Genomic DNA, 22,241 nt, shown 5'->3' with positions numbered 1-22,241 from the left:
TGTGCTTTTAAGAGGTGTAGGTAAAGACCAAGTAGAAAGAGGTCAGGTCTTAGCCAAACCAGGTTCTATAACTCCCCACAAGAAATTCAAAGCTCAAGTATACGTGTTATCAAAAGAAGAAGGTGGTAGACACACTCCATTCTTCCTAAACTACAGACCTCAATTCTACATAAGAACCGCTGACGTCACAGGTACAGTGGTAAAACTTCCAGAAGGTCAAGAGATGGTAATGCCTGGTGACAACGTAGAGCTTGAAGTAGAACTTATCCATCCTGTTGCTATGGAAGAAGGCCTTAGATTTGCAATAAGAGAAGGTGGTAGAACAGTAGGTGCTGGTGTTGTCACCAAAATTATAGAGTGAGGAATGTAGTATGGAGCAGGATAAAATACGCATAAAGCTTAAATCTTACGATCATAAGTTGCTGGATCAATCTGTGAAGCAAATTGTGGAAACTGTAAAAAGGACCGGTAGTTCCGTAAAAGGACCTATTCCTCTTCCAACTTCTAGAAAGCGTTGGGCGGTGCTTCGCTCACCTCACAAGTTTGACCAATCTAGAGAACACTTTGAAATTAGAGAATTCAAAAGGATGCTTGATATAGTGAAGATCACTCCTCAGACGATAGAGTCTCTCATGGAGATTAGTCTTCCTGCTGGTGTTGATATAGAAGTAAAAATGAGAGGTTAGGCTATGATGGGACTTATAGGTAAAAAATTAGGAATGATGAGAGTATTTTTAAATGATGGGACTGCTGTAACAGTAACTGCTATCAAAGTAGAACCCAACTATATTGTGCAGATAAAAACTGTTGATAGAGATGGATATAACGCTATTCAAGTTGGTAGCATACCTGTTAAACAAAGCCGTTTTAAAAAACCTATGGTGGGTCATTTCAAGAAATCTAATTTGACACCTTTAAAATATTTGAAAGAGTTTAGAGTTGATGATGTATCAAATTTTACTTTAGGTCAGGAGCTTGGTGTTGACGTATTTGGTCCCGGAGATTTAGTGGATGTGGTTGGTAGATCAAAAGGTAGAGGTTTTACTGGTACGATGAAAAGATGGGACTTTGGAGGTTTCCCCAAATCTCATGGTCATAGATACCATAGGGCTGTGGGTTCCGTAGGTAATCGTACTGATCCTGGTAGAGTTTGGAAAAGCAAGAGGATGGCCGGAAGACACGGTAACGATACCATAAGGGTGCAGTCCCTTTTAGTAGTAGATGTTTTGAAAGACAAGGGTATTGTGCTTGTAAAGGGTTCTGTACCTGGCCATAAGGACGGCATAGTATATATAGAGAAAAGTCATATTGCTTTTAGAAAAAAAGCCCAAAGAAAGCAAAGTCGTTTATCTTATATATCATCTAATATATTAAGGCAGGAAGTGTGATATGCTGGTGAATGGAGTAGAACTAAGGGACGATATTTTTAACGTAGAACCAAAGAAGCATATTCTATGGGATGTAGTAAAATGGCAATTGGCCAAAAGAAGGCAAGGGACTCACTCCACCAAGACAAGGTCAGAAATAAACTGTAGCAAGAAAAAGATTTTACCTCAGAAGGGCACTGGTAACGCTCGCCATGGTGCTAGGTCTGCAAATATATTTGTTGGTGGTGGTGTGGTACATGGTCCTAAACCAAGAAGCTATGAATACAAACTTTCTAAAAAGTATAGGAAACTGGCTTTAAAGATGGCTCTTAGCACAAAAGCTAAGTCAAACTCCATATATGTGGTTGAGTCTTTGTTGTCTTCTTTGGAAAAACCGAAAACAAAAGAAGCTTTTTCTTTTTTAAAAGAGAAAGATTTGGCTGACAAGAAGGTTCTTGTTGTGACTAGTGAGCAAAAAGACGTTGTTTCTAAAAGCTTTAAGAATATACCGGATAAAAAAGTTATTCCTGTTGCTGGTCTTAATGTTTTTGATATTTTGTGGGCTGATGCTATTGTTTTAGAGAAAAGCTCTTTGGAAAAAATTTATGAGAGGGTAAGCTTATGAGAGCGCCGGAAGAAGTAATTATTCGCCCTATAATCACAGAAAAAACCAATAGGCTTATGGAAGATTTAAACAAATATGTATTTGAAGTGCATAAAGATGCTAATAAGCACGAGATAAAGCATGCTGTGGAAAAGCTTTTTGGCGTGAAGGTTAAAGCGGTAAATACTTTATACGCAAGACCAAGAGTAAAAAGGACTATTACTAAAAAAGGTAGGGTATTTGGTACTACCAGGGGTTATAAGAAGGCGATAATTACCCTTGATAAAAATTCAAAAATAGATTTGATGAGTTTGTGAGGTTATATATATGGGTGTAAGAAAGTTAAAACCTGTGACGAATGGCCAAAGACACGCTATACTTTATGATTTTGCTGAGCTTACTAGAAGAGAACCGGAAAAGGCTCTTACGTTTTATTACAAAAGAGCATTGGGTAGGAGTAGACAGCAGGGTAAGATTACGTCTAGGTGGAAAGGTGCCGGTAATAAGATTAGATATCGTTTAATAGATTTTAAGAGAGATAAGAGTTTGGTACCTGCCAAGGTTTACTCTATAGAATACGATCCTTTTAGGAGCGCTCGTATAGCCCTGCTTCACTATAAAGACGGAGAGAAAAGGTATATAATATGGCCTGATAAGTTAAGTGTTGGAGATACGGTAGTTTCTATAAGCTACGAAGATGCTCAAAAAGGTAAAGAACTACCAGATATAAAGCCAGGAAACGCTATGCCGTTGAAGTTTATACCTGTTGGTACATTTATACACAACATAGAGTTAAATCCCGGGAGAGGTGGTAAGCTTGTAAGAGCAGCTGGATTGTCAGCCCAAGTGATAGGTAAGATAGATGGTTATGCTCAAGTGCGTTTACCTTCTGGAGAAGTTAGGCTTATAAACGAAAAATGTATGGCTACTATTGGTGTGGTTGGATTGGCAGAACACGAGCTTGTTAAGCTTGGTAAAGCCGGAAGAGCTAGATGGTTGGGAATGAGACCAAATGTTCGTGGTACCGCTATGAACCCTGTGGACCATCCTCACGGTGGTGGTGAAGGTAAAACAAAAGGTAAACATCCAGAATCTCCTTGGGGTTGGAAAACTAAAGGCTACAAAACCAAGAGAGGCAAGAGATATTCTGATAGATTTATCATATCTAAAAGAAACGCCGGAGGTAAAGTCTAATGGGTTTTAGAGGCGCTTGGAACAAGAGAAATAGATTGATAGAGGATTTGGATACATTTTTAAAGCTTTACAAGAAAGCTCAAAAGGCTTATAAGAAAGTAAGAAACGTAGAGTTTTCTAACAACGAAGAGCTGATAGAAAATGCTAAAAAGAGATACCAAGAGATATGGCAAGAGTTTAAGGCTTTTGTAGAGAAGAAAGCATGGGTGGACCCTAAGCTATGGGCTACCATAAAAAAGATGAACCAGACTGGTGATAGAAAGGTTGTCAAAACGTATTCTAGGGATAGTCAAATAATACCAGAGTTTGTGAATCATACAATAGCTGTTCACAACGGCAAGACTTTTGTACCTGTTTATATAACTCCAGAGATGGTAGGGCATAAACTGGGAGAGTTTGCTCCTACTAGGACGTTTAGGTCTCATCCAGATAAATCTGCAAAAGTGGTAAAAAAGAAGTGAGGTATAGCTTATGAGCGTTAAAGATGTGGAAGTAGTAAGCAAGGCAATTCATAAAAACGCTAGAATATCACCTTTAAAAGCTTCCCAAGTGTTGAGGCTTTTAAGAGGAAAACCGGTAGAATACGCTATGTATCAGCTTAGTTTCATGAACAAAAAAGCCGCTGTTATAATTAAGAAAGTGTTAAAAAGTGCTATCTCCAATGCGGAACAAAAAGGTATAGATGCTACAAAGTTAATTATTTTAGAAGCAAAAGCTGATAAAGGTATTATGTTTAGACGATGGATGCCAAGGGCGCACGGTAGGGCTACAATGATGAGAAAAAATACTTCTCATATAACGATTGTTTTAGGAGAACCAAAAGAGATGAACGAGGAGGCTAAATAATGGGTCAAAAAACACATCCCATAGGTTTTAGAATAGGTGTAACCAAAGATTGGTTAGGCAAGTGGTGTACTTCTAAAAAAGATTATCCTGGTGTGTTGCATGAAGATATTGTAATAAGGAAATATATAAAAGAAAGATATAAATCTGCAGGCATATCTAAGGTGACAATTGAAAGGTCTGGGGAGAAGATAAGGGTAAGGATACTCTCTTCAAAACCAGGTATTATAATAGGTAGAAAAGGTGCAGAAGTAGATCAATTAAAAAACGATTTGGAAAAAATAGTTAAAAATAAAGACATAAGCTTGAGTGTAGACGAAGTAAGGGTTCCCCAGCTTGATGCTCAGCTTGTGGCAGAGGACATAGCTCTTCAGATAGAAAGGCGTGTATCTCACAGAAGGGCTATGAAAAGGGCTATAGACAACGCTATTAAAAGCGGTGCAAAAGGTATAAAAGTACAAGTAAAAGGTAGAATAGGTGGCGCTGATTTAGCAAGGGCTGAATGGTTTTTGGTGGGAAGGATGCCTTTGCAAACGTTAAGGGCTGATATAGATTATGGGTTTGCTACAGCTTACACGAAATACGGGATACTAGGTATAAAGGTATGGATTTATAAAGGTGATATTTTAAAAGGCGGAAAAGAAGAGATAATGAAGAAGATAGAAGAAGACCTGGTAAGCCAAACTAAGGAGGTATAATATATGTCTTTTTTACAACCAAGTAGACAAAAATATAGGAAAACTCAAAGAGGTACTTTAAAAGGAAAATCTTTTAGAGGAAACAAAGTAGCCTTTGGGGAATACGGTATTCAGGCTTTGGAGAGTTGTTGGATTACCCAAAGACAGATAGAAGCTTCTCGTATAGCTCTTGTAAGAAATTTGAGAAAAGGCACCAAGGTATGGATTAGAATATTTCCTGATAAGCCATATACTAGAAAACCTGCTGAAGTTAGAGGTGGTGGTGGTAAGGGTGATCCAGAAGGTTATGTAGCCGTTGTTAAGCCTGGCAGGATAATGTTTGAATTTTCTGATGTGCCACAAGAAATGGCGGAAGAGGCTTTTAGAAAAGTTTCTGCTAAGTTGCCTATAAAAATAAGATTAGTTAAGGCAGGAGGCATAGGAGCATGAAGGCTAAAGACTTACGTCAGCTTAGCATACAAGAGTTAGAGGCGAAGCTAAAAGAACTCAAATCAGAGTTGTTTAAACTTCGTATAACAAAGAAAATAGAAGGTCTAAAAGAACCTTCAAAAATAAGAGACACTAAAAGAGATATAGCTAGGATTTTAACTGTTATAAACGAGAAAAAGAGAGGCTTGAGTGTATGAAAGAGAAAAAATGGCACGAAAAAAGAAAAGAGTTTAAGGGAATAGTGGTAAGCAACAAAATGGATAAGTCTGTAGTGGTTAAGGTGAATAGAGAAATGCCGGATCCTTTGTATGGCAAAAGGGTTATAAAATCTACAAAGTTTCATGCTCACGATCCAGAAAATATGTGTTCTGTAGGTGATTTGGTACTGATAAGAGAAACTAGACCAATATCTAAAACAAAGAGATGGGTTGTAGTAAAGATTTTATCTAAAAATAATTCCGATAGCAATTTTAATTCTAAGTTGCAATCTTAGGAATAATATGTTATAATATCTGTTTCATGAAGATTTTTTAGGAGAGCGCTTATGATACAAAGGCAAAGTTATTTGAATGTAGCTGATAATTCTGGAGCGAAGAAGGTGCAAATTATAGGTATTCCTTATGCGTTAAGACAGTATGTAAGTGTTGGAGATGTTGTTACTGTGACTGTAAAAGAAGCTACTCCAAACGGTGCCGCTAAGAAAGGTAAAGTTTATAGGGCCGTTGTGGTAAGAGTGGCAAAAGAAGTGAAAAGAAGCGATGGTTCTTATATAAAGTTTGACGATAACGCTGTTATACTGTTAAATCAATACGGAGAATCTTTGGGTACTCGTATATTAGGTCCTATAGCCAGAGAGGTAAGAAACAGAGGGTTTACCAAGATAGCTTCTTTAGCAGCGGAGGTTGTATAATGGCTTTTAAAATAAAAAAAGGTGATAGAGTAAAGGTTTTGGCTGGAAAAGACAAGGGCAAGGTTAGCGTAGTAGAATTTTTAGATACAAAATCGGGAAAAGTAGTTGTTAAAAACATAAATATAGCTAAAAAACACGTAAAAGCTGTGGAAGGTGTAAGAGAAGGCGGCATATTTGAGATAGAGCTTCCTATGCCTATATCTAAGGTTATGCTAGTTTGTCCTAAATGTGCTAAGCCTACTAGAGTGGGTTTTAGGATTGAAGAAAAAGACGATGTTTTAAGAAAATATAGATACTGTAAAAAATGCAATGAAAACATAGACCTTGTGTATGAAAAAAATAAGGTGAAGAGGTAAGGCTTATGTCTACAGATGTTAAACAAAAACAAAGATTGCAAGAAAGATTTGAAAAAGTAGTTATGCCTAGGCTTATGGAAAGGTTTAACTATAAAAGCCCAATGGAAGTACCCAGGATAGTTAAAATAGTTGTAAATATGGGCGTAGGGGAAGCTATAAGTGATATAAAGAATTTAGATAGGGCGATGGAAGATTTGAAACTTGTAACAGGCCAGCATCCTTCCATTAGAAAAGCCAAAAAATCTGAAGCATCTTTTAAATTGAGAAAAGGTTTGCCGATAGGCCTTAAAGTTACTTTAAGAAAAGATAGAATGTGGAATTTCTTAGATAAGCTCATATCTGTTGCCTTGCCACGTGTTAAAGATTTTAAGGGTCTAAACCCTAGGTCTTTTGACGGAAGGGGCAACTACGCTTTTGGCTTGTCTGAACAAATAGTGTTTCCTGAGATAGATTATGAAAAGGTAGATGCTATAAGAGGTATGGATATATTGATTCATACAAGCGCTAAGACTGATGAAGAGGCTTTGTATTTGTTGGCACTTTTGGGATTGCCAATAAGAGCTTATTAAGGAGGAAATATGCCTAGAAAAGCTAAGGTAGTAAAGGATTTAAAACATTTTCCAAAGTATCCAACTAGACAAAAAAATAGATGTCCTATTTGTGGTAGACCTAGAGGGTTTTTAAGAAGGTTTAACATGTGTAGACTTTGCTTTAGAGAGATGGCTTTAGGTGGCGAAATCACCGGTGTAAGAAAATCAAGTTGGTGAGGTTTAGGATATGGATGTGATAGCTGATATGTTTGCTAGAATTAAAAACGGTATACAAAGAAAAAGGGATTTTGTTGATGTGCCACACTCTAAATTGAAACAAAACATTTTGGAGCTTTTAAAACAAGAAGGATATATACAAGGTTACGAGATTTTGGAAGATGATGTTCATAAAAAAGGTAATCAACCTACTATAAGGATACATTTAAAGTATTTAGATAGCAGGAAAACGCGCTCTGCCATAGAGAATATAGAAAAAGTCTCTACGCCCGGTAGAAGAATTTATAGACCAATTAAAAAAATGCCCCACGTTAGAAGAGGGTTGGGTTTGGCTATAATATCTTGTGATGGTGGTATTTTGTCGGATGCCCAAGCTAGAAAATTAAAAAAAGGCGGCGAAATAATAGGCTATGTTTATTAAAGGAGAGGATTATGTCTAGAATAGGTAAAAAACCAATATCTATACCAAGCAACGTAAAGGTTTCTTTAGATGGCAATACACTTATAATAGAAGGGCCGAAAGGCAAACTATCCATGCCTATACACAATATTGTGAATGTAAAGTTGGTTGACAACCAAATAGTAGTTTCAAAAAATGAAGAATCTCCTTTTGCCCAGGCGATGCATGGTACTACGGCTGCTCTTATAAAGAATATGATTGAAGGAGTGGTGAAAGGATACTCAGTAACGCTTGAGGTGGTAGGCCTTGGTTATAAAGCTGCTATGAAAGGTCAGGAGCTTGAGCTTAACTTGGGTTATTCTCATCCAATATACTATAAGCCTCCTGCTGGTATAAAGCTTGAAGTAAAAGAAAACAAAATTACAGTATCCGGTATAGACAAACAGCTAGTTGGGCAAGTGGCAGCAGAGATTGTAAAGTTTAGAAAACCAGACCCTTATAAAGGTAAGGGCATAAGATATGAAGGTCAAGTGCTAAAATTAAAACCTGGTAAATCTGCTGGAAAAGGTAAAAAGTAAGGAGTTTAGCTATGAAATTATCAAGAGAAGAAAAGCGTATTAAGAGACATAGGAGAATTAGAAAAAAAATAAGTGGTGTTGCGTCAAGGCCTAGGTTGTGTATATATAGAAGCTTGAACGCCTTTTACGCATCTTTAGTGGATGATTCAATGGGAAAAACCATATTGACAGTTTCTTCGCTTAGCAAAGAGTATGTGGATGCCACTGGTAAAAGAGGTGGCAAATCTATTGAAGCTGTTCAGAAGGTGGCTGAGATTTTGGTTCAAAAAGCCAAAGAAAAAGGTATAGAGAAGGCTGTTTTTGATAGGTCTGGCTATCTCTACCATGGTAAAGTAAAGGCTTTTGCAGAAAAATGTAGAGAATTAGGGCTTATAAACTAGGAGGTTGATGTGGGCGCTAAAGATTTAAACCAAAGGATAGACGCTAAGAGAATAGAGCAAGGTATAACCACCTTAGACGATATACAATTTGAAGAAAGGCTTTTGGAAGCTGCAAGGACTACTCGTGTTACCAAGGGTGGTAAACGTTTTTCCTTTAGTGCGTTGGTCATAATAGGTGATAGAAGAGGATATGTGGGCTTTGGTCTTGGTAAGGCTAGAGAAGTGCCACTTTCAATTGCAAAAGCCATAGAAGATGCTAAAAAGAAAACTATTAGGGTGCCTATAGTAAATGGTACGATACCCCATGATGTTGTTGGTGAGTATGGTTCTGCTCGTATAATTGCCTTTCCCGCCAGAAGAGGAACTGGTGTTATAGCTGGTGGTGCTGCAAAACCTATCTTTGAGCTTGCTGGATATACAGACGTCCTTACCAAAATAGTGGGTAGCTCTAACAATCACAACGTTGTCAGAGCAGTGTTTGATGCGCTTTTAAAATTAAGAGATATAGAAACTATTGCTAAGGTGAAAGGTGCTTCTGTTGAAGATCTTAGAGAAAGATACAATATATATGCGAGGTGAGCCATGAAATTGAAGATTGTTCTTAAAAGAGGATTGGCTGGTAAAGACAAAGCTAAAAAAGAAGCTGTAAGAAGCCTTGGTTTAAAGAAAGTTGGTGAATCTGTGATATTAGAAAAAAATCCTATGGTTTGTGGTAATTTAGAAAAGGTAAAACACCTTGTATGTGTGGAGGAAATAGAATGAAATTAAATGAGTTAAGACCAAACGAAGGCGCTGTTAAGGATAAAAAACGTATTGGCAGAGGTATTGGTTCTGGTAAAGGTAAAACTGCTGGTAGAGGTTATAAAGGTCAGAAGTCTAGATCTGGAGATAACAGGTTATCTCCTTACTTTGAAGGTGGTCAAACCCCTATTCATATGAGGGTTCCAAAAGTCGGTTTTAGAAGTCCTTTTAAGAAAGAATATTCTGTTATAAATTTATCTACCTTAGAAAAACACTTCAACGACGGAGATGAAATAACAAAAGAATCGCTTCTTGCTAAAAGCTTGGTAAAGAAAGGAAAACCCGTAAAAGTACTAGGTATGGGTGAAGTTACTAAAAAGTTTAAGGTTAAAGTAGATGCTATATCACAATCTGCTAAACAAAAAATAGAAGCTGCTGGTGGTAGCGTGGAAATTTTAGAGGCAGCAGGTGAATAATTTTCTAAAGGAAATATTAGAGCTTGAAACTTTAAGAAAAAGAGTAATATTTACCCTCATAGTTTTTGCAATATATAGGCTTGGAAGTCATATACCTATCCCCGGAGTAGACCCTGTTGCTCTTAGCGATTTCATGAGCAATCTAAAAGGGTCGTTGTTTTCCCTTTACGATATATTTTCTGGTGGTAATCTTTCTAGGATGACTCTTTTTGCCCTTGGCGTTATGCCTTACATATCTGCGTCCATTGTTATGCAGCTTTTATCAAGTGCGATTCCAGAGCTTCAAAAACTTGCCAAAGAAGAAGGAGACTACGGTAGACAGAAGATAAACGAATACACTAAATATATTACTGTTTTTGTGGCTGGTTTTCAATCTCTTGGTATAGCCACTTGGCTTGAGCATCAGACATCACCCCATGGATATCCAGTGGTACCTCATGGAGGGATACTTTTTATAGTTGTTGCGGTGCTTGGAATGGTGGCTAGCACTATGATATTGGTGTGGCTTGGCGATATGCTTACAGAAAAGGGTATAGGAAACGGTATGTCAATGCTTATATTTGCTGGTATCGTAGCTAACTTTCCAGAAGCTACCATAAGATTTGTGTCTATGTTAAAGCACGGTGATATAAGCCCTTTTGGTTTTGTAGGAGCTATTCTTATAATTATCGTTGTGATTGCTGCTATAGTAATATTTCAAGAGGCTGAAAGAAGGATACCTATCCAATACCCAAGAAGACAGGTGGGTAGACAAGAGTTTGTAGGGGGCTCCACATACCTTCCTATAAAACTAAATCCAGCAGGTGTTATACCAATAATATTCGCTCAATCTCTTTTGATAGTCCCTTCAACAATTTTAGGTTTTATAAAAAACCCAATAGCCCAGTCTATTCACGATGCCTTTAATCCTTTGTCGCTTCCTTACAATTTTGCTTATGTGGTGTTGATAATATTTTTCACGTATTTTTATACTGCTGTTTTGATAAATCCTTACGATGTTGCTGAAAATTTAAAAAAGGCAAACGGTTTTATACCTGGCGTAAGACCTGGTCAGCAAACGGTTAAATTTTTTGAAAACGTGATAAATAGGTTAGTGTTGATAGGAGCTACGTTTTTATCGATAGTGGCTATAATTCCTCTATTCTTAACGGTATGGCTAAAGACGCCTTTTTACTTTGGTGGTACCACCGCGTTAATTGTTGTGGGAGTTGCCCTTGATACGTTAAATCAGATAGACGCTCAAATTATAACTAAAAAATACAAAACCTATTCGAGGAAAAAGTAGATGATTTTGGTGCTTTTAGGACCTCCAGGTTCTGGTAAAGGTACGCAAGGCGCTCTTTTAAAACAGAGGCTTGGTTTTGAGCATGTATCTACTGGAGATATGCTAAGAAGTGAGGTGTCTAGAAAAACTCCTCTTGGTCTAAAAGCTCAAGAGTATATGAACCAAGGTCTTCTAGTGCCAGACCAACTTATTGTGGAGATGATAAAGAGCTTGCTTAGTAGCGCTCCAGATAAAAACTATGTGTTTGATGGTTTTCCTAGGACGGTAAATCAAGCCGAAGCTTTTGAGGATATGCTTAAAAGCATGAACTTAGACGTTGATAAAGTGTTTTATTTTGATTTAGACGATGATATAATTGTAAAACGTTTGTCGGGTAGAAGAGTATGCCCAAAGTGTGGTGCTACTTACAATATATATTATCAAAAGCCAAAAAATGATAGTCTTTGCGATTATGACAACACGCCTCTTGTACAAAGAGAAGATGATAAAGAAGAGGTTATAATAAATAGGCTAAAAGTTTACAAAGAGCAAACATCACCTCTTGTGGAGTTTTATAAAAATAGAAATAAGCTATATGTGATATCCGCTTTAGGTTCTCAAGAGGAAGTGTTTGAAAGGCTAAAAAGTTTGTTATGATAGAGCTTTATTCAAAAGCTGAGATAGATAAGATAAAAAGAGCTTGTCAAATAGTAAGTGATGTGCTAAAATATATAGCTTCTATGGTAAAACCAGGTGTGGTAACTTACGACTTAGAGATGGCGGCTAGAGAAAAGACGAAGGAGTTGGGTGGTATTCCGGCTTTTCTCAACTATCAACCACCTTTTTCTAAAAAAAGGTATCCAGCTGCCCTTTGTGTGTCTATAAACGAGGAAGTGGTGCACGGTATTCCTTCTAAAACTAAGAAGATAAAAGACGGGGATTTGGTGAGTTTAGACTTTGGTGCTATATACGAAGGATACGCTGGTGATGCTGCTCTTACCATAGGAGTAGGGGAGCTATCCGAAGAAAAAAGTAAGCTTATTGAAGCTACTAAAAAAGCCCTTTACAGTGCCATATCGGAGTGTAAACCTGGTAAGTATCTTTACGATATTGCTAAAAGCATAGAAACGATAGCTAAAGAAAGTGGTTTTGGTGTGGTGTGTGAGTATGGTGGTCATGGTATAGGTAGAAATAGTCACGAGGAGCCTTTTGTGGCCAACTGCACAAACGTTTTAGTACCAAAGATGAATGCTCAGCTAAAACCTGGAATGGTCTTGGCTATAGAGCCTATGTTTACTACTGGCGATGGTTCGGTATACAAGGCAAATGACGGTTGGACTATAAAGACCAAAGCTAAATACGCTTGTCATTTCGAACACACCGTAGCTATAACTGAAGATGGTCCAACAATTTTAACGGAGTGGTGATATGGCTAAAAAGAATAAAAATACTGAACCTGAAAAAGAAAAAGGTATAGTATTTGAGGGCGTAATAGAAGAGGCTCTTCCAAACGCCATGTTTAGAGTGAAGCTTGATAACGGGCATACTATCATAGCTCATGTATCTGGTAAGATGAGAATCAATTTTATAAAGCTGTTGCCAGGTGATAGAGTCAAGGTGGAGATGACACCTTATGACCTTACTAAAGGTAGAATAATTTATAGAGTTTAGGAGGCTTTTATGAAAGTAAGACCATCTGTTAAACCAATATGTCCAAAGTGTAAAATTATAAGAAGAAAGAAGCGTGTAATGGTTATTTGTGAAAATCCAAAGCATAAGCAAAGGCAAGGATAATTGGAGGTTTGAAATGGCTAGAATAGCTGGTGTTGATTTACCGGATCATAAAAAACTAGAGGTGGTGTTGACCTATCTGTATGGTATTGGATGGTCAAAGGCTAAAGAAGTTTGTGAACAAACTGGTATACCTTGCACAAAAAAGCTAGGCGAACTTAGTCCAGAGGAGTTAAATCAGTTAAGAAGGTATATAGAGCAAAACATAAAGGTAGAAGGCGATTTAAGAAGAGAAGTCCAGCTCAACATAAAAAAACTTGTGGACATAGGTACCTATAGGGGTTTAAGGCATGTTAGGGGTTTACCAGTTAGAGGACAACAGACAAAGACCAACGCTAGGACAAGAAAAGGAAGAAGAAAGGGTACTGTGGCCAACAAGAAGAAAGTAACTAAGTAAGGAGGTAAGATATGGCTAAGAAAAAAACTAAAGAATCCAAAAAAGAGAAACGTACCGTTAGCAGCGGTATAGTTCATGTTTATAGTACTTTTAACAACACAATAATCACTGTTACCGATAATCTCGGCAATACCCTAGCTTGGGAATCTGGAGGTACTTCTGGATTTAAAGGTACCAGAAAAGGTACTCCATATGCAGCTCAAGTTGCAGCTCAAAAAGCCATAAAAAAAGCTATGAACGAGTATGGTTTACAAGAAGCTGAGGTATGGGTAAAAGGTCCTGGTGCAGGTAGAGAATCTGTCATAAGGTCTGTGCAATCAGCTGGAATTAAGATAAAGGCTATAAGGGATGTGACTCCGATACCTCACAACGGTTGTAGACCACCAGCTAGAAGGAGAGTGTGATTATGGGTAGAAAAATACAGGCTTGGTCAAAAGTAGATAGAAGATTTGGTGTTGTTGTTTCTGGTAAATTAAGCGGTAATAAGATTTTAACAAAGAGGAATTTTCCTCCTGGTCAGCACGGTAGGACAAAAGGTCGTAGGGCGAAGTCCACAGAGTTTGGGCTTAGATTGAATGAGAAACAAAAACTAAAAATGTTGTACGGTGGCTTAAGAGAATCTCAATTTAAAAAATATTTTGACAAAGCATCAAAAGCTAAAGGCAATACCGCATCTGTTATGATAGAGCTTTTGGAAAGGCGCTTGGACAACGTGGTCTATAGACTTGGCATAGCTTCCACCAGAAGACAGGCCAGACAATTTGTAACTCATGGGCATGTTGTTGTAAACGGTATTAAGGTGGATGTGCCTTCTTATCAAGTTAACGTTGGGGACATCATAGAAGTAGCTCCTAAGTCTAGGGATATACCTCAAATAAGGCAAAATCTTGAAAACCTCGATCCAAGAAGTGTACCTCACTGGTTAGAGATAGATAAAGATAACTTCAGAGGCAAGGTAATAGATAAGCCAAAAGACATAACGCTGGAAGTACCTATAAATATGCAATATATCATTGAGTACTATTCAAGGGTATAAGGGGAAAAGCATGAAAGAGTTTATTTTTCCAATTAAGATTTATTGGGAAGAAAAAGATAAAACCTATGGTAGGTTTGTGGTAGAGCCACTAGAAAGAGGCTACGGTACCACTATAGGAAATGCTTTAAGAAGGGTTTTGCTTTCCTCTATATATGGTACAGCTGTTACTGCTATAAAGATAGAAGGCGTACAACATGAGTTTTCTACCATTCCGGGTGTACAAGAGGATGTTTTACAGCTTATAGCAAATCTTAAAAATGTTAAATTTGATTTGAAGGATTCTGATTTAGAAATTCTTTATCTAGAAAAGTCTGGCCCTTCTATAGTGTTGGCTTCTGATATAAAAACACCGCCAAATGTCAGCATCGTAAACAAAGACGCTTACATTGCCTCTATAAACTCCTCAAATACAAATCTTAAACTAGAAATACGCATAGAAAGAGGTAAGGGATATGTGATGTCTGATGAGTTGGAGCAGATAGGTGAGGTTGGGTGGATAGTGTTGGATGCTGATTTTTCTCCTATAAAAATTGCCTCCTTTAAAGTAGAAGCAACAAGGGTTGGTGATAGAACAGATTACGATAAGTTAACGTTTGAATTAACTACAAACGGCGTTGTTTCTCCAGAAACTGCTGTGCAGCAAGCTGTGGAACTCATAATAAAGCACATGAACATGCTTACAAATATATCTTACGAAGTGCCGACGTTGCCAGAACCGGTTCCACCAGATGAGCTTATGGAAAAACTGACATTTTCAATAGAAGAGTTGGATATATCTCAAAGAGCCTTAAATTCTCTGAAAAGAATAGGGGTTACCACCATAGGAGAACTTGTACAACTTACCGAAGAAGAGCTTAAAAGCTCTAAAAATATAGGAAGAAAAGCGTTGACTGAAATAAAAGAAGCTCTTAAAAATATGGGCTTTTCTCTAGGTATGAATATAGGAGAACAAAGAAGTTCAGAGGTGTGAATGCTATGAGACATAGAGTTAAGAAAAAACATTTTAGTAGAACAGCTGAGCAAAGAAAAGCTTTAATGCGTTCTTTGGCTAGGTCTTTAATACTTTTTGAGAAAATAGAAAGCTCCGAGGCTAAACTAAAAGCTCTTAAACCTTTTGTAGAAAGGCTTATAACGCTAGCTAAAAAAGGAGACCTGGCTTCTAGAAGAAGAGCCTTGGCGTTGCTTCCAGATAAAGAGGCCGTAAGAAAGTTGTTTACAGAGTTAGCCCCTAGATTCGAGGGAAGAAATGGTGGTTATACTAGGATAGTGAAGCTTCCCAATAGAAAACCAGGGGATAGCACCGAACTTGCTATTATAGAATTTGTTGAGTGATGATTAGACTTTTTGACGCTCTTATAGAGGTTTATATTATACTTGTAATAGTTTATTCTTTGGGTTCTTGGTTTCCTCAGTGGACTCAAAATAGTTTTTTTGATTTTTTAGCTAGTATAATAGAACCTCCGCTAGAGCTTATAAGAAGGTTTATACCACCGATGGGGGGTCTTGATTTATCTCCTGCGGTGCTTATATTTATTTTGGTCGTGATTCAGCATTTTTTGAGATAAAATATGGTATAATAAAGGTCTATGTTAGAGCTTTTAACAGAAAAATTTAGCGAAAGCTTAGAAAGGTTGAGGGGCGCCAAAAAGTTAAACGAAAAGCTCGTAAACGATACGCTAAGGGATATAAGGTCTGCTTTGTTGGAAGCAGACGTAGATTACGATGTTGCAAAAGATTTCATAAAAAGGTTAAGAGAGCGCATCTTTTCTGAGGAGATAAAAACGCATTTATCGCCTACAGATATGATTATAATGAGCGTTTACGATGAACTCGTAAAAACACTAGGAGGTAATGCTTCTCCTTTAGAAGAAGGTGTGGTGATGTTTGTGGGCCTTCAGGGTACAGGTAAAACCACCACAATAGGAAAATTGGCAAACCTTATGAAAAAAAATGGTAGAAGCGTGATGACTGTTTCTACCGACATTAGAAGACCAGCAGCTATGCTTCAATTAAAACGCATATCTGAGCTTGCTGGCGTGGAGTATATTGAATTTGGAGCTGATAAAAACCCAGTTGATATAGCAAAAGAAGCTTTTGAAGCTTTTAAAAGCAAAAAATACGATTATCTTTTCTTAGATACTGCCGGAAGACTTCATGTAGATGAAGAGTTAATGGAAGAGCTTAGAGCTATAAAAGAAGCGGTAAAACCCTCTGAGGTTATATATGTAGCCGATAGCATGCAAGGTCAAGAAGCTCTTTCTGTGGCTAAAACCTTTAACGAGGTGGTGGGTCTTACTGGTGCTATACTTACAAAGATGGATGGTGATACCAGGGGTGGTGTAGCCTTATCTATCAAAGATGCTATAGGTATACCTATAAAGTATATAGGCGTTGGAGAGAAGATAGAGGATATAGACCAATTTTATCCAGATAGAATAGCTCAAAGAATATTGGGTCTTGGTGATTTACAAAGCCTTATAGAAAAAGCTGAGCAGGTTATAAGTGAGGACGAAGCACAGGCCATCACCTACAAGATGATGAGAGGGGAGTTTGATTTAAACGATTTGAAAAAAAATATAAGCTTTATGCTAAATATGGGCCCTCTTGATAAGGTGTTGTCTATGTTGCCGGGTGTTGGTTCTCAGCTAAAGAATATAAAAGTAGACCAGAAGATATTCAAGCGTATTATAGCAATGATAGACTCTATGACGCCAGAAGAGAGGGCGAATCCAAATATTATAAATTTAAGCAGAAAGCAGAGGATAGCAAAGGGTAGTGGAACTACCGTATCAGATGTCAACAAGCTTTTAAAACAATATCAAGATATGAAAAAGATGATAAGAAAACTAAAAAATCAAAAATCACCTTTTGGTGGTTTGGGGCTCCCATTTTAACTTATGATTGTTAATTGTGTTTATACAACTATCGCCGGGGTGGTAGGCGATTATAAATATCCACTCTATTTGGTTTTTAAAGGCCAAATACAAGGTGTTTAGCTTTGGTAAAGATAAGATTGGCAAGATTTGGTAGAACACATCACCCTATATACAGGATAGTGGCTATGGATTCTAAATCTCCTAGAGAGGGACATTATTTGGATATTTTGGGTACCTACGATCCAAAATCTGGTAATATAGTGAATCTAAACATAGAAGGCATAAACGAATGGATCAGAAAAGGTGCTCAGCTTTCTGATAGAGTTAAAGCTATACTAAAGCAAGCTAAACAAGTTAAAGCTAATGCAAATTCTTAATTAGGAGGTAGTGTATGAGTCAAGCTAGAGAGCTCGTTGAAATTTTTGCCAAAAGCTTAGTGGAAGACCCCTCTAAGGTTAATGTTATTGAGGTTGAAGGCGAGCAGACCGTTGTGATAGAACTAAGGGTTGGCCCTCAAGATATAGGAAAAGTAATAGGTAAACAAGGGCGCATAGCAAAAGCCCTTAGAACGCTTGTTTCCGCTATGGGAAGAAAAAGCGGCAAAAAATATATGTTGGAAATTATAGAGTAAAATGTTTTTATGCCCGCCAAGCATTGGCGGGACACTACAAATAAATGTTGCTTATTCTATAAAATATAATATATTAATTTGTAGATATAGAAGATTTTAGGAGAAAAAAATGTCATTATTTTCAAAACTTAGCTTAGAATTACAGAAAGCTTTGGAGGATGCTGGTTTTAAAGAACCTACTCCAATACAAAGAGATGCTATCCCCTTGGCGTTAGAAGGATATGATATACTTGGTCAAGCTGCCACAGGGACTGGTAAGACTGGGGCTTTTGCTATTCCAATAGTAGAAAAACTTCAGAAAGGACGCCCTGGTGTAAAGGCTTTAATTTTGACACCCACAAGAGAACTAGCCATACAAGTGAAAGAACAATTTTATATGCTCACCAAGTATAAAAGGCTGTCTTCTTACGTATTTTACGGTGGTACTTCTGTAAAGCAAAACATTGATATACTTAGCGGTAAAACCGTTGATATACTTATAGGCACACCGGGCCGTATAAAAGATCTTATCGATAGAAAAGTTTTAAATCTATCAAATGTTGAATATTTCGTGCTGGATGAGTTTGACCAAATGCTTGATATGGGCTTCATAGAAGACATAGAATACATTATAGGCTTTTTACCGAAAGAAAGACATACTTATATGTTTTCTGCCACCGTACCTAACCGTATTGAGCTTTTAGCAAAAAGGTTTCTAAAAAGCGATTTTAAATTTATAAAAGTCCATTCTGTAGAACTAAAGCCCAATATAGAAGAAAAAATGATAAAGCTCTCATCCCCCGGTGAAAAGATGAGTGAGCTTATGCGGATAATAGAAGGTCATCCGATGGAAAAAGTGTTGATATTTGTAAAAACCAGAAAAGACGCAAAGGATTTGTTTTTCATGTTTACCAAAAAAGGTGTAAAAGCGCAGGCTCTTCACGGTGACCTTACCCAAAAGCAAAGGGAAAAAGCTCTAAGTCTATTTAAGTCAGGCGCTGTGAATATTCTTATAGCTACAGACGTTGCGGCTAGAGGCCTTGACATAAAAGACGTTGGTGTAGTAATAAACTACAACATACCTGAAGACCCAGAGCTTTATATACATAGAATAGGTAGAACCGGAAGAATAGGTAAAAGCGGAAAAGCTTTTTCTTTGATATGTCCAGAGGATTCAAAAGCTTTGTGGCGTATAAAAAAGTTTAGATCAAAGATTTCGGTTTGATTTTATTTTATTTTTATGTTTGTGCTGTAAAATATTTCTATGACTATTTTGCTTTATGTGTTTGCCTTTGCAATTTTTGTAAGTGCGGTGCTGTTTGTGGCTTTTGTTTTAATAAAAGCAGAAAAATAACTTATGGGGTGAAAATGTTCAATACACCCCATGCATCTATGTCGTAGTTTAGCCTATAGCCTTGTTTTATAGCCCTATCAACGTAGTCTTTCGCCTTTACAATAGAAGCTTTTATGTCGTTTCCAAGAGCTAGGTAAGAGGCTATGGCAGAGGCATAAACGCATCCAGTTCCGTGGGTATTTCTTGTCTCTATAAAGTCTTTCTTTATCTCAAAAGCCTCTTCTAAACTTTTATAAAAATCAACTCCAGGTTCGTCTTCTCTATGACCGCCTTTTATTATTACGTGTTTTGGTCCCATATCTAGTAAAATATCCGCCGCTTGTTCAATATCTTCTTTATTTTTTATCTTTATACCCGTTAAGAAAGATGCTTCTTTTATATTTGGTGTTATAACGCTTGCTTTTGATACGATGAGTTCTTTGAAAAGCTCAATACCTTGAAAAAGAGGCGTATCGTTTTTGGAAAAAAGAGGCGTATCTAAAACTACATAATCTGGTTTCAATGTATCTATAGCTTTTGATATGAGCTTTATAGCGTTTTCGTCTCCAGCCACTCCTATTTTTACAACCTTAGGCTTTACATCTAAAATGTTTATATGCTTTTCTATGATGGAAGGGTCTAAAAATATTACCTCTTTCACCCCTTTTGTGTTTTGAATTACAAAAGATGTGGTTATACAAACAGGATGCGCTCCTATACAAGTTATAGTTCTGGCGTCGGCAAGTACCCCGGCTCCAGATGTTTGGTCGTAGCCTGCAAATACAAGGACTATCTCTTTCATAATTCTATTTCGTATCCTATGTAAACTTCTCTTACTTTTTCGTTTTTCAAAAGCTCTTTTGGTGTGCCTTCGGCCAATACGCTTCCGTGGTTTATTATATAGCCTCTATCTATTATTCTTAAAAGCTCAAAAACGTTGTGGTCTGTAATAAGTATCCCTATATTTTTTTGCTTTAAATCTAAGAGCAGCTTTTTGATATCTGATATGGCAATGGGGTCTACGCCTGCAAATGGTTCATCCAGCATTATATAAGATGGTTCTATCAAAAGACACCTTGCCACTTCCAATTTTCTTTTCATACCTCCAGAAAGCTCACCTGCTTTTTTATCTTTGTGTTCTAAAAGCCCAAAGCTTTCTAGTAGCTCTTTTGATATGTTTTTGGCATCTTCTTTGTTTTTATATATAAAATCCGCAAACATAAGCATATTTTCCCAAACAGAAACCTCTTCAAACAAAGAATGTTCTTGTGGTAGAAAAGAAAGTCCAAACGTCGCTCTTTTGTAAGGTGGATAATGGGTTACCTCTTGGCCGTCTATTCTGATGATGCCCTTGTCTACTTTGATAAATCCAGATATTGAGTTAAATATCGTAGTCTTACCAGCTCCGTTTGGTCCCATAAGCCCTATTATCTCACCGGGGTGTACTTCCAAAGATACGTTTGTGATGATGGGGTTATTTTTTATGCTTTTATAAATATTGATTACTTCTATCATAAAAGCTCTTTAAAAGTTTTTATATTGTTTGTATTGTTTAAAGAGGCAAACGCTTTGGCATCTTCTAGGTTAGAAAAAGCGTATAAGTCCTCGCCTAAACTTACATAGTAGGCTTTTTTCCCATCTATCCAATTTTTGGTTTGATAATCTCTTAAATATACAGATTTAATATTTTTATCTTTTATATTTAACTTTCTGTAAGATATATAAAAATCCATGTCTTTAATAAATTTTACCATATCTTTTGGTGAATCAAAATATATATACTTTCCGTCTAAGTATATCTCTGACATGGTATTTGGATTGGTGTAAACAAAAGCTCCACAAACAGGACATCTGTCGGATGTTCTTACCTCTGACGGTTCTTTGTAAGCGTTTTTTATATTGTAATAAGTAAATATACCAAAAAAAGACATCAGAATCACAGGGCCTATGATAACCCAAGTAACTTCAAACCATCTTACGTGAAGCCTTGTAAGGGTCAGTCTGTAGAAGCCATACAATATAAGTCCAATCTGGGCTAACATCAAAAACCAAAGCGGGTTTATCTTTCTCATATCATATTAAATATAAAATTTTTTTGAACTTTTCAAGAGAATGTTTTTTATTATAATTATTAAATGAAAATAGCTCATGTTATAAACACTCTTTCTGGGGGCGGTGCTGAAAGAGTAGCTTTGGATATTTTTGATTGTTTTAAAGGGTATGAGCAAGAATTTATAATAGCTAAAAACGTTATTAATTATGATATAGATTTTAAACCTAATATACTTTTTGATATAAAGAAAAAGCCTTTTTATATGCCAGCTTTTTTGTATGAGAAGATACTTCTTGATAGACTCGCCGATGCTTTAAAGGGTTTTGATGTTGTAATATCTCATCTCAGGGACATGAACACTAGGCTTTGTGCTTTAAAAAAAGAGGGTCTTATAAAATCCAAGCTTGTTTTGATAGAACATGTGCCAAAGGAAGTTTATTCTAATAAAGAACTAAACAAGATAAAATCTCTATACAAATATAGTGATATAGCGGTGGCTGTATCTGCTAAGGTAGCTAAAGATTTAGAAGAATACGGGGCTAAAAAAATAACTGTTATAGAAAATGCTATAGACCATGAAAAGATAAGAAAACTTTCTTTAGAAGAAAATGTAAAATTTGGAAAGTTTAGTTTTTTAAGCGTTGGAAGATTAAGTGAAGACAAAGATTATAAAACACTTTTAAAGGCTTTTAAGATAGCAGACTTAGATGCTGAGCTTTTTATAATAGGAGAAGGCTCTAAGAAAGAGGAACTTTTAAATCTTTCTAAAAGTCTAAAAATAGAAGATAAGGTAAAATTTTTAGATTTTAAGAAAAATCCTTTTCCATATCTAAGAGCTTGTGATGTATTTGTGAGCTCTTCGAAAAGGGAAGCTTTTCCTATGGTGGTGTTAGAAGCTATGGCTCTTGGCAAGCCCGTGGTTTGTACAGATGCGGTACCTTTTGCAAAAGATGGTTTTAACGCTATTGTAGTACCAAAAGAAGATGAAAAAAGCTTTTCAAAGGCTCTTACAAGAATTTATCAAGATAAAAGTTTAAGAGACACACTATCTCAAAATGCCTTTTCTTTTTCACAGTCTTATGGCAAATCTTCTTTTTGCAATAAATATAAAAATATCCTTACTATGCTATAATACTTT

At 36.8% G+C, this 22,241-nt stretch carries 41 protein-coding genes; 38 read left to right on the top strand and 3 right to left on the bottom strand.

Annotated features, from left to right (window positions below):
• From ACYQZV_RS02285 to ACYQZV_RS02105, 37 genes are all read left to right on the top strand, one after another.
• On the top strand, positions 1–361 hold a 361-nt coding region (locus ACYQZV_RS02285; RefSeq protein ID WP_459892768.1), incomplete at its 5' end, for an EF-Tu C-terminal domain-related protein.
• Between the two features lie 10 nt (positions 362–371).
• On the top strand, positions 372–686 hold the full coding sequence (gene rpsJ / locus ACYQZV_RS02280; protein ID WP_459892766.1) for a 30S ribosomal protein S10: 315 nt from the start codon (positions 372–374) through the stop codon (positions 684–686).
• Between the two features lie 3 nt (positions 687–689).
• Positions 690–1,388 carry a 50S ribosomal protein L3 gene (rplC, locus tag ACYQZV_RS02275; RefSeq protein ID WP_459892764.1) on the top strand — a complete coding sequence of 233 codons (699 nt, stop codon included), beginning with the start codon at positions 690–692 and terminating at the stop codon, positions 1,386–1,388.
• A 1-nt stretch (position 1,389) separates the two neighbouring features.
• Entirely contained in the window at positions 1,390–1,992 is a 603-nt protein-coding gene (gene rplD / locus ACYQZV_RS02270) for a 50S ribosomal protein L4 (RefSeq protein ID WP_459892762.1), read from the top strand.
• Positions 1,989–2,288 carry a 50S ribosomal protein L23 gene (gene rplW, locus ACYQZV_RS02265; protein ID WP_459892760.1) on the top strand — a complete coding sequence of 100 codons (300 nt, stop codon included), beginning with the start codon at positions 1,989–1,991 and terminating at the stop codon, positions 2,286–2,288. Before rplD ends, rplW begins: the two co-directional genes overlap by 4 nt.
• A gap of 10 nt (positions 2,289–2,298) precedes the next feature.
• Positions 2,299–3,165, top strand: a complete 867-nt coding sequence (rplB, locus tag ACYQZV_RS02260; RefSeq protein WP_459892758.1) for a 50S ribosomal protein L2 — start codon at positions 2,299–2,301, stop codon at positions 3,163–3,165.
• Positions 3,166–3,299: 134 nt separating this feature from the next.
• Entirely contained in the window at positions 3,300–3,626 is a 327-nt protein-coding gene (gene rpsS, locus ACYQZV_RS02255) for a 30S ribosomal protein S19 (RefSeq protein ID WP_459892778.1), read from the top strand.
• Between the two features lie 10 nt (positions 3,627–3,636).
• Positions 3,637–4,011, top strand: coding sequence for a 50S ribosomal protein L22 (rplV, locus tag ACYQZV_RS02250; RefSeq protein WP_459892756.1), 375 nt, complete (start codon positions 3,637–3,639; stop codon positions 4,009–4,011).
• Positions 4,011–4,706 (top strand): 30S ribosomal protein S3, encoded by a 696-nt coding sequence (gene rpsC, locus ACYQZV_RS02245; protein WP_459892754.1) that lies wholly within the window; start codon positions 4,011–4,013, stop codon positions 4,704–4,706. Before rplV ends, rpsC begins: the two co-directional genes overlap by 1 nt.
• A gap of 3 nt (positions 4,707–4,709) precedes the next feature.
• Entirely contained in the window at positions 4,710–5,135 is a 426-nt protein-coding gene (gene rplP / locus ACYQZV_RS02240) for a 50S ribosomal protein L16 (protein WP_459892752.1), read from the top strand.
• Positions 5,132–5,332: a 50S ribosomal protein L29 gene (gene rpmC / locus ACYQZV_RS02235; RefSeq protein WP_459892750.1), complete on the top strand. Its 201-nt coding sequence runs from the start codon at positions 5,132–5,134 to the stop codon at positions 5,330–5,332. Before rplP ends, rpmC begins: the two co-directional genes overlap by 4 nt.
• A complete protein-coding gene (gene rpsQ / locus ACYQZV_RS02230) occupies positions 5,329–5,628 on the top strand; it encodes a 30S ribosomal protein S17 (RefSeq protein ID WP_459892748.1) in 300 nt (99 codons plus the stop codon). The genes rpmC and rpsQ overlap by 4 nt, the downstream gene beginning before the upstream one ends.
• 51 nt (positions 5,629–5,679) lie before the next feature.
• A complete protein-coding gene (gene rplN, locus ACYQZV_RS02225; RefSeq protein ID WP_459892746.1) occupies positions 5,680–6,045 on the top strand; it encodes a 50S ribosomal protein L14 in 366 nt (121 codons plus the stop codon).
• Entirely contained in the window at positions 6,045–6,401 is a 357-nt protein-coding gene (gene rplX, locus ACYQZV_RS02220; protein WP_459892744.1) for a 50S ribosomal protein L24, read from the top strand. Before rplN ends, rplX begins: the two co-directional genes overlap by 1 nt.
• Before the next feature lie 5 nt (positions 6,402–6,406).
• Positions 6,407–6,970, top strand: coding sequence for a 50S ribosomal protein L5 (gene rplE, locus ACYQZV_RS02215; protein WP_459892742.1), 564 nt, complete (start codon positions 6,407–6,409; stop codon positions 6,968–6,970).
• A 9-nt stretch (positions 6,971–6,979) separates the two neighbouring features.
• Positions 6,980–7,168: a type Z 30S ribosomal protein S14 gene (locus tag ACYQZV_RS02210; protein WP_459892740.1), complete on the top strand. Its 189-nt coding sequence runs from the start codon at positions 6,980–6,982 to the stop codon at positions 7,166–7,168.
• A 10-nt stretch (positions 7,169–7,178) separates the two neighbouring features.
• Positions 7,179–7,589, top strand: coding sequence for a 30S ribosomal protein S8 (rpsH, locus tag ACYQZV_RS02205; protein ID WP_459892738.1), 411 nt, complete (start codon positions 7,179–7,181; stop codon positions 7,587–7,589).
• An 11-nt stretch (positions 7,590–7,600) separates the two neighbouring features.
• A complete protein-coding gene (gene rplF / locus ACYQZV_RS02200; RefSeq protein ID WP_459892736.1) occupies positions 7,601–8,146 on the top strand; it encodes a 50S ribosomal protein L6 in 546 nt (181 codons plus the stop codon).
• 11 nt (positions 8,147–8,157) lie between these two features.
• Positions 8,158–8,526 carry a 50S ribosomal protein L18 gene (rplR, locus tag ACYQZV_RS02195; RefSeq protein WP_459892734.1) on the top strand — a complete coding sequence of 123 codons (369 nt, stop codon included), beginning with the start codon at positions 8,158–8,160 and terminating at the stop codon, positions 8,524–8,526.
• Between the two features lie 9 nt (positions 8,527–8,535).
• Positions 8,536–9,105: a 30S ribosomal protein S5 gene (rpsE, locus tag ACYQZV_RS02190; RefSeq protein ID WP_459892732.1), complete on the top strand. Its 570-nt coding sequence runs from the start codon at positions 8,536–8,538 to the stop codon at positions 9,103–9,105.
• A 3-nt stretch (positions 9,106–9,108) separates the two neighbouring features.
• Complete coding sequence (gene rpmD / locus ACYQZV_RS02185) at positions 9,109–9,288, top strand: 50S ribosomal protein L30 (RefSeq protein ID WP_459892730.1); 180 nt, start codon at positions 9,109–9,111, stop codon at positions 9,286–9,288.
• Positions 9,285–9,743, top strand: a complete 459-nt coding sequence (gene rplO, locus ACYQZV_RS02180; RefSeq protein WP_459892729.1) for a 50S ribosomal protein L15 — start codon at positions 9,285–9,287, stop codon at positions 9,741–9,743. Before rpmD ends, rplO begins: the two co-directional genes overlap by 4 nt.
• Entirely contained in the window at positions 9,736–11,028 is a 1,293-nt protein-coding gene (gene secY, locus ACYQZV_RS02175; RefSeq protein WP_459892727.1) for a preprotein translocase subunit SecY, read from the top strand. The genes rplO and secY overlap by 8 nt, the downstream gene beginning before the upstream one ends.
• Complete coding sequence (locus tag ACYQZV_RS02170; protein WP_459892725.1) at positions 11,029–11,664, top strand: adenylate kinase; 636 nt, start codon at positions 11,029–11,031, stop codon at positions 11,662–11,664.
• A complete protein-coding gene (gene map / locus ACYQZV_RS02165; protein WP_459892723.1) occupies positions 11,661–12,434 on the top strand; it encodes a type I methionyl aminopeptidase in 774 nt (257 codons plus the stop codon). The genes ACYQZV_RS02170 and map overlap by 4 nt, the downstream gene beginning before the upstream one ends.
• Position 12,435: 1 nt before the next feature.
• Positions 12,436–12,678, top strand: a complete 243-nt coding sequence (gene infA, locus ACYQZV_RS02160; RefSeq protein ID WP_459892721.1) for a translation initiation factor IF-1 — start codon at positions 12,436–12,438, stop codon at positions 12,676–12,678.
• Positions 12,679–12,687: 9 nt separating this feature from the next.
• A complete protein-coding gene (gene rpmJ / locus ACYQZV_RS02155) occupies positions 12,688–12,801 on the top strand; it encodes a 50S ribosomal protein L36 (protein ID WP_012513335.1) in 114 nt (37 codons plus the stop codon).
• Between the two features lie 13 nt (positions 12,802–12,814).
• Positions 12,815–13,195: a 30S ribosomal protein S13 gene (gene rpsM / locus ACYQZV_RS02150; protein WP_459892718.1), complete on the top strand. Its 381-nt coding sequence runs from the start codon at positions 12,815–12,817 to the stop codon at positions 13,193–13,195.
• Between the two features lie 11 nt (positions 13,196–13,206).
• Positions 13,207–13,599 (top strand): 30S ribosomal protein S11, encoded by a 393-nt coding sequence (gene rpsK, locus ACYQZV_RS02145; RefSeq protein WP_459892716.1) that lies wholly within the window; start codon positions 13,207–13,209, stop codon positions 13,597–13,599.
• A 2-nt stretch (positions 13,600–13,601) separates the two neighbouring features.
• The gene (gene rpsD, locus ACYQZV_RS02140; protein ID WP_459892715.1) at positions 13,602–14,231 is read left to right on the top strand and encodes a 30S ribosomal protein S4; all 630 of its coding nucleotides are present in this window, start codon (positions 13,602–13,604) and stop codon (positions 14,229–14,231) included.
• A 10-nt stretch (positions 14,232–14,241) separates the two neighbouring features.
• Positions 14,242–15,201, top strand: coding sequence for a DNA-directed RNA polymerase subunit alpha (locus ACYQZV_RS02135; protein WP_459892713.1), 960 nt, complete (start codon positions 14,242–14,244; stop codon positions 15,199–15,201).
• A gap of 5 nt (positions 15,202–15,206) precedes the next feature.
• Positions 15,207–15,563, top strand: coding sequence for a 50S ribosomal protein L17 (rplQ, locus tag ACYQZV_RS02130; protein WP_459892711.1), 357 nt, complete (start codon positions 15,207–15,209; stop codon positions 15,561–15,563).
• Complete coding sequence (locus ACYQZV_RS02125; RefSeq protein WP_459892709.1) at positions 15,563–15,796, top strand: YggT family protein; 234 nt, start codon at positions 15,563–15,565, stop codon at positions 15,794–15,796. The genes rplQ and ACYQZV_RS02125 overlap by 1 nt, the downstream gene beginning before the upstream one ends.
• Before the next feature lie 21 nt (positions 15,797–15,817).
• On the top strand, positions 15,818–17,125 hold the full coding sequence (gene ffh / locus ACYQZV_RS02120; RefSeq protein ID WP_459892707.1) for a signal recognition particle protein: 1,308 nt from the start codon (positions 15,818–15,820) through the stop codon (positions 17,123–17,125).
• Between the two features lie 104 nt (positions 17,126–17,229).
• A complete protein-coding gene (gene rpsP, locus ACYQZV_RS02115; RefSeq protein WP_459892705.1) occupies positions 17,230–17,484 on the top strand; it encodes a 30S ribosomal protein S16 in 255 nt (84 codons plus the stop codon).
• Positions 17,485–17,498: 14 nt separating this feature from the next.
• Positions 17,499–17,738 carry a KH domain-containing protein gene (locus ACYQZV_RS02110; RefSeq protein ID WP_459892703.1) on the top strand — a complete coding sequence of 80 codons (240 nt, stop codon included), beginning with the start codon at positions 17,499–17,501 and terminating at the stop codon, positions 17,736–17,738.
• Between the two features lie 109 nt (positions 17,739–17,847).
• Positions 17,848–18,942 carry a DEAD/DEAH box helicase gene (locus tag ACYQZV_RS02105; protein WP_459892701.1) on the top strand — a complete coding sequence of 365 codons (1,095 nt, stop codon included), beginning with the start codon at positions 17,848–17,850 and terminating at the stop codon, positions 18,940–18,942.
• A 130-nt stretch (positions 18,943–19,072) separates the two neighbouring features.
• On the opposite strand, the gene thiD is transcribed toward ACYQZV_RS02105, so the two are convergent.
• The 3 genes from thiD to ACYQZV_RS02090 are packed head-to-tail and all read right to left on the bottom strand — an operon-like array spanning position 19,073 to position 21,122.
• Positions 19,073–19,852, bottom strand: a complete 780-nt coding sequence (thiD, locus tag ACYQZV_RS02100) for a bifunctional hydroxymethylpyrimidine kinase/phosphomethylpyrimidine kinase (protein ID WP_459892699.1) — start codon at positions 19,850–19,852, stop codon at positions 19,073–19,075.
• Positions 19,849–20,565, bottom strand: coding sequence for an LPS export ABC transporter ATP-binding protein (gene lptB / locus ACYQZV_RS02095; RefSeq protein ID WP_459892697.1), 717 nt, complete (start codon positions 20,563–20,565; stop codon positions 19,849–19,851). Before lptB ends, thiD begins: the two co-directional genes overlap by 4 nt.
• Positions 20,562–21,122: a nitrous oxide reductase accessory protein NosL gene (locus tag ACYQZV_RS02090; protein WP_459892695.1), complete on the bottom strand. Its 561-nt coding sequence runs from the start codon at positions 21,120–21,122 to the stop codon at positions 20,562–20,564. The genes lptB and ACYQZV_RS02090 overlap by 4 nt, the downstream gene beginning before the upstream one ends.
• Positions 21,123–21,185: 63 nt before the next feature.
• Here ACYQZV_RS02090 and ACYQZV_RS02085 point away from each other — a divergent pair, with 63 nt between their 5' ends.
• Entirely contained in the window at positions 21,186–22,235 is a 1,050-nt protein-coding gene (locus ACYQZV_RS02085) for a glycosyltransferase (RefSeq protein ID WP_459892693.1), read from the top strand.
• The last annotated feature ends 6 nt before the right edge of the window (positions 22,236–22,241 follow it).

The organism is Hydrogenobaculum acidophilum (genome assembly GCF_054656715.1).
This window is presented reverse-complemented; position numbering and strand designations above follow the sequence as displayed.

Bases quoted from the DNA above. Each gene is read 5' to 3' on its own strand.
- rpsJ (WP_459892766.1), top strand. From the start codon at position 372: ATGGAGCAGGATAAAATACGCATAAAGCTTAAATCTTACGATCATAAG.
- rplC (WP_459892764.1), top strand. From the start codon at position 690: ATGATGGGACTTATAGGTAAAAAATTAGGAATGATGAGAGTATTTTTA.
- rplD (WP_459892762.1), top strand. From the start codon at position 1,390: ATGCTGGTGAATGGAGTAGAACTAAGGGACGATATTTTTAACGTAGAA.
- rplW (WP_459892760.1), top strand. From the start codon at position 1,989: ATGAGAGCGCCGGAAGAAGTAATTATTCGCCCTATAATCACAGAAAAA.
- rplB (WP_459892758.1), top strand. From the start codon at position 2,299: ATGGGTGTAAGAAAGTTAAAACCTGTGACGAATGGCCAAAGACACGCT.
- rplV (WP_459892756.1), top strand. From the start codon at position 3,637: ATGAGCGTTAAAGATGTGGAAGTAGTAAGCAAGGCAATTCATAAAAAC.
- rpsC (WP_459892754.1), top strand. From the start codon at position 4,011: ATGGGTCAAAAAACACATCCCATAGGTTTTAGAATAGGTGTAACCAAA.
- rplP (WP_459892752.1), top strand. From the start codon at position 4,710: ATGTCTTTTTTACAACCAAGTAGACAAAAATATAGGAAAACTCAAAGA.
- rpmC (WP_459892750.1), top strand. From the start codon at position 5,132: ATGAAGGCTAAAGACTTACGTCAGCTTAGCATACAAGAGTTAGAGGCG.
- rpsQ (WP_459892748.1), top strand. From the start codon at position 5,329: ATGAAAGAGAAAAAATGGCACGAAAAAAGAAAAGAGTTTAAGGGAATA.
- rplN (WP_459892746.1), top strand. From the start codon at position 5,680: ATGATACAAAGGCAAAGTTATTTGAATGTAGCTGATAATTCTGGAGCG.
- rplX (WP_459892744.1), top strand. From the start codon at position 6,045: ATGGCTTTTAAAATAAAAAAAGGTGATAGAGTAAAGGTTTTGGCTGGA.
- rplE (WP_459892742.1), top strand. From the start codon at position 6,407: ATGTCTACAGATGTTAAACAAAAACAAAGATTGCAAGAAAGATTTGAA.
- ACYQZV_RS02210 (WP_459892740.1), top strand. From the start codon at position 6,980: ATGCCTAGAAAAGCTAAGGTAGTAAAGGATTTAAAACATTTTCCAAAG.
- rpsH (WP_459892738.1), top strand. From the start codon at position 7,179: ATGGATGTGATAGCTGATATGTTTGCTAGAATTAAAAACGGTATACAA.
- rplF (WP_459892736.1), top strand. From the start codon at position 7,601: ATGTCTAGAATAGGTAAAAAACCAATATCTATACCAAGCAACGTAAAG.
- rplR (WP_459892734.1), top strand. From the start codon at position 8,158: ATGAAATTATCAAGAGAAGAAAAGCGTATTAAGAGACATAGGAGAATT.
- rpmD (WP_459892730.1), top strand. From the start codon at position 9,109: ATGAAATTGAAGATTGTTCTTAAAAGAGGATTGGCTGGTAAAGACAAA.
- rplO (WP_459892729.1), top strand. From the start codon at position 9,285: ATGAAATTAAATGAGTTAAGACCAAACGAAGGCGCTGTTAAGGATAAA.
- ACYQZV_RS02170 (WP_459892725.1), top strand. From the start codon at position 11,029: ATGATTTTGGTGCTTTTAGGACCTCCAGGTTCTGGTAAAGGTACGCAA.
- map (WP_459892723.1), top strand. From the start codon at position 11,661: ATGATAGAGCTTTATTCAAAAGCTGAGATAGATAAGATAAAAAGAGCT.
- infA (WP_459892721.1), top strand. From the start codon at position 12,436: ATGGCTAAAAAGAATAAAAATACTGAACCTGAAAAAGAAAAAGGTATA.
- rpmJ (WP_012513335.1), top strand. From the start codon at position 12,688: ATGAAAGTAAGACCATCTGTTAAACCAATATGTCCAAAGTGTAAAATT.
- rpsM (WP_459892718.1), top strand. From the start codon at position 12,815: ATGGCTAGAATAGCTGGTGTTGATTTACCGGATCATAAAAAACTAGAG.
- rpsK (WP_459892716.1), top strand. From the start codon at position 13,207: ATGGCTAAGAAAAAAACTAAAGAATCCAAAAAAGAGAAACGTACCGTT.
- rpsD (WP_459892715.1), top strand. From the start codon at position 13,602: ATGGGTAGAAAAATACAGGCTTGGTCAAAAGTAGATAGAAGATTTGGT.
- ACYQZV_RS02135 (WP_459892713.1), top strand. From the start codon at position 14,242: ATGAAAGAGTTTATTTTTCCAATTAAGATTTATTGGGAAGAAAAAGAT.
- rplQ (WP_459892711.1), top strand. From the start codon at position 15,207: ATGAGACATAGAGTTAAGAAAAAACATTTTAGTAGAACAGCTGAGCAA.
- ACYQZV_RS02125 (WP_459892709.1), top strand. From the start codon at position 15,563: ATGATTAGACTTTTTGACGCTCTTATAGAGGTTTATATTATACTTGTA.
- ffh (WP_459892707.1), top strand. From the start codon at position 15,818: ATGTTAGAGCTTTTAACAGAAAAATTTAGCGAAAGCTTAGAAAGGTTG.
- ACYQZV_RS02110 (WP_459892703.1), top strand. From the start codon at position 17,499: ATGAGTCAAGCTAGAGAGCTCGTTGAAATTTTTGCCAAAAGCTTAGTG.
- ACYQZV_RS02105 (WP_459892701.1), top strand. From the start codon at position 17,848: ATGTCATTATTTTCAAAACTTAGCTTAGAATTACAGAAAGCTTTGGAG.
- thiD (WP_459892699.1), bottom strand. From the start codon at position 19,852: ATGAAAGAGATAGTCCTTGTATTTGCAGGCTACGACCAAACATCTGGA.
- lptB (WP_459892697.1), bottom strand. From the start codon at position 20,565: ATGATAGAAGTAATCAATATTTATAAAAGCATAAAAAATAACCCCATC.
- ACYQZV_RS02090 (WP_459892695.1), bottom strand. From the start codon at position 21,122: ATGAGAAAGATAAACCCGCTTTGGTTTTTGATGTTAGCCCAGATTGGA.
- ACYQZV_RS02085 (WP_459892693.1), top strand. From the start codon at position 21,186: ATGAAAATAGCTCATGTTATAAACACTCTTTCTGGGGGCGGTGCTGAA.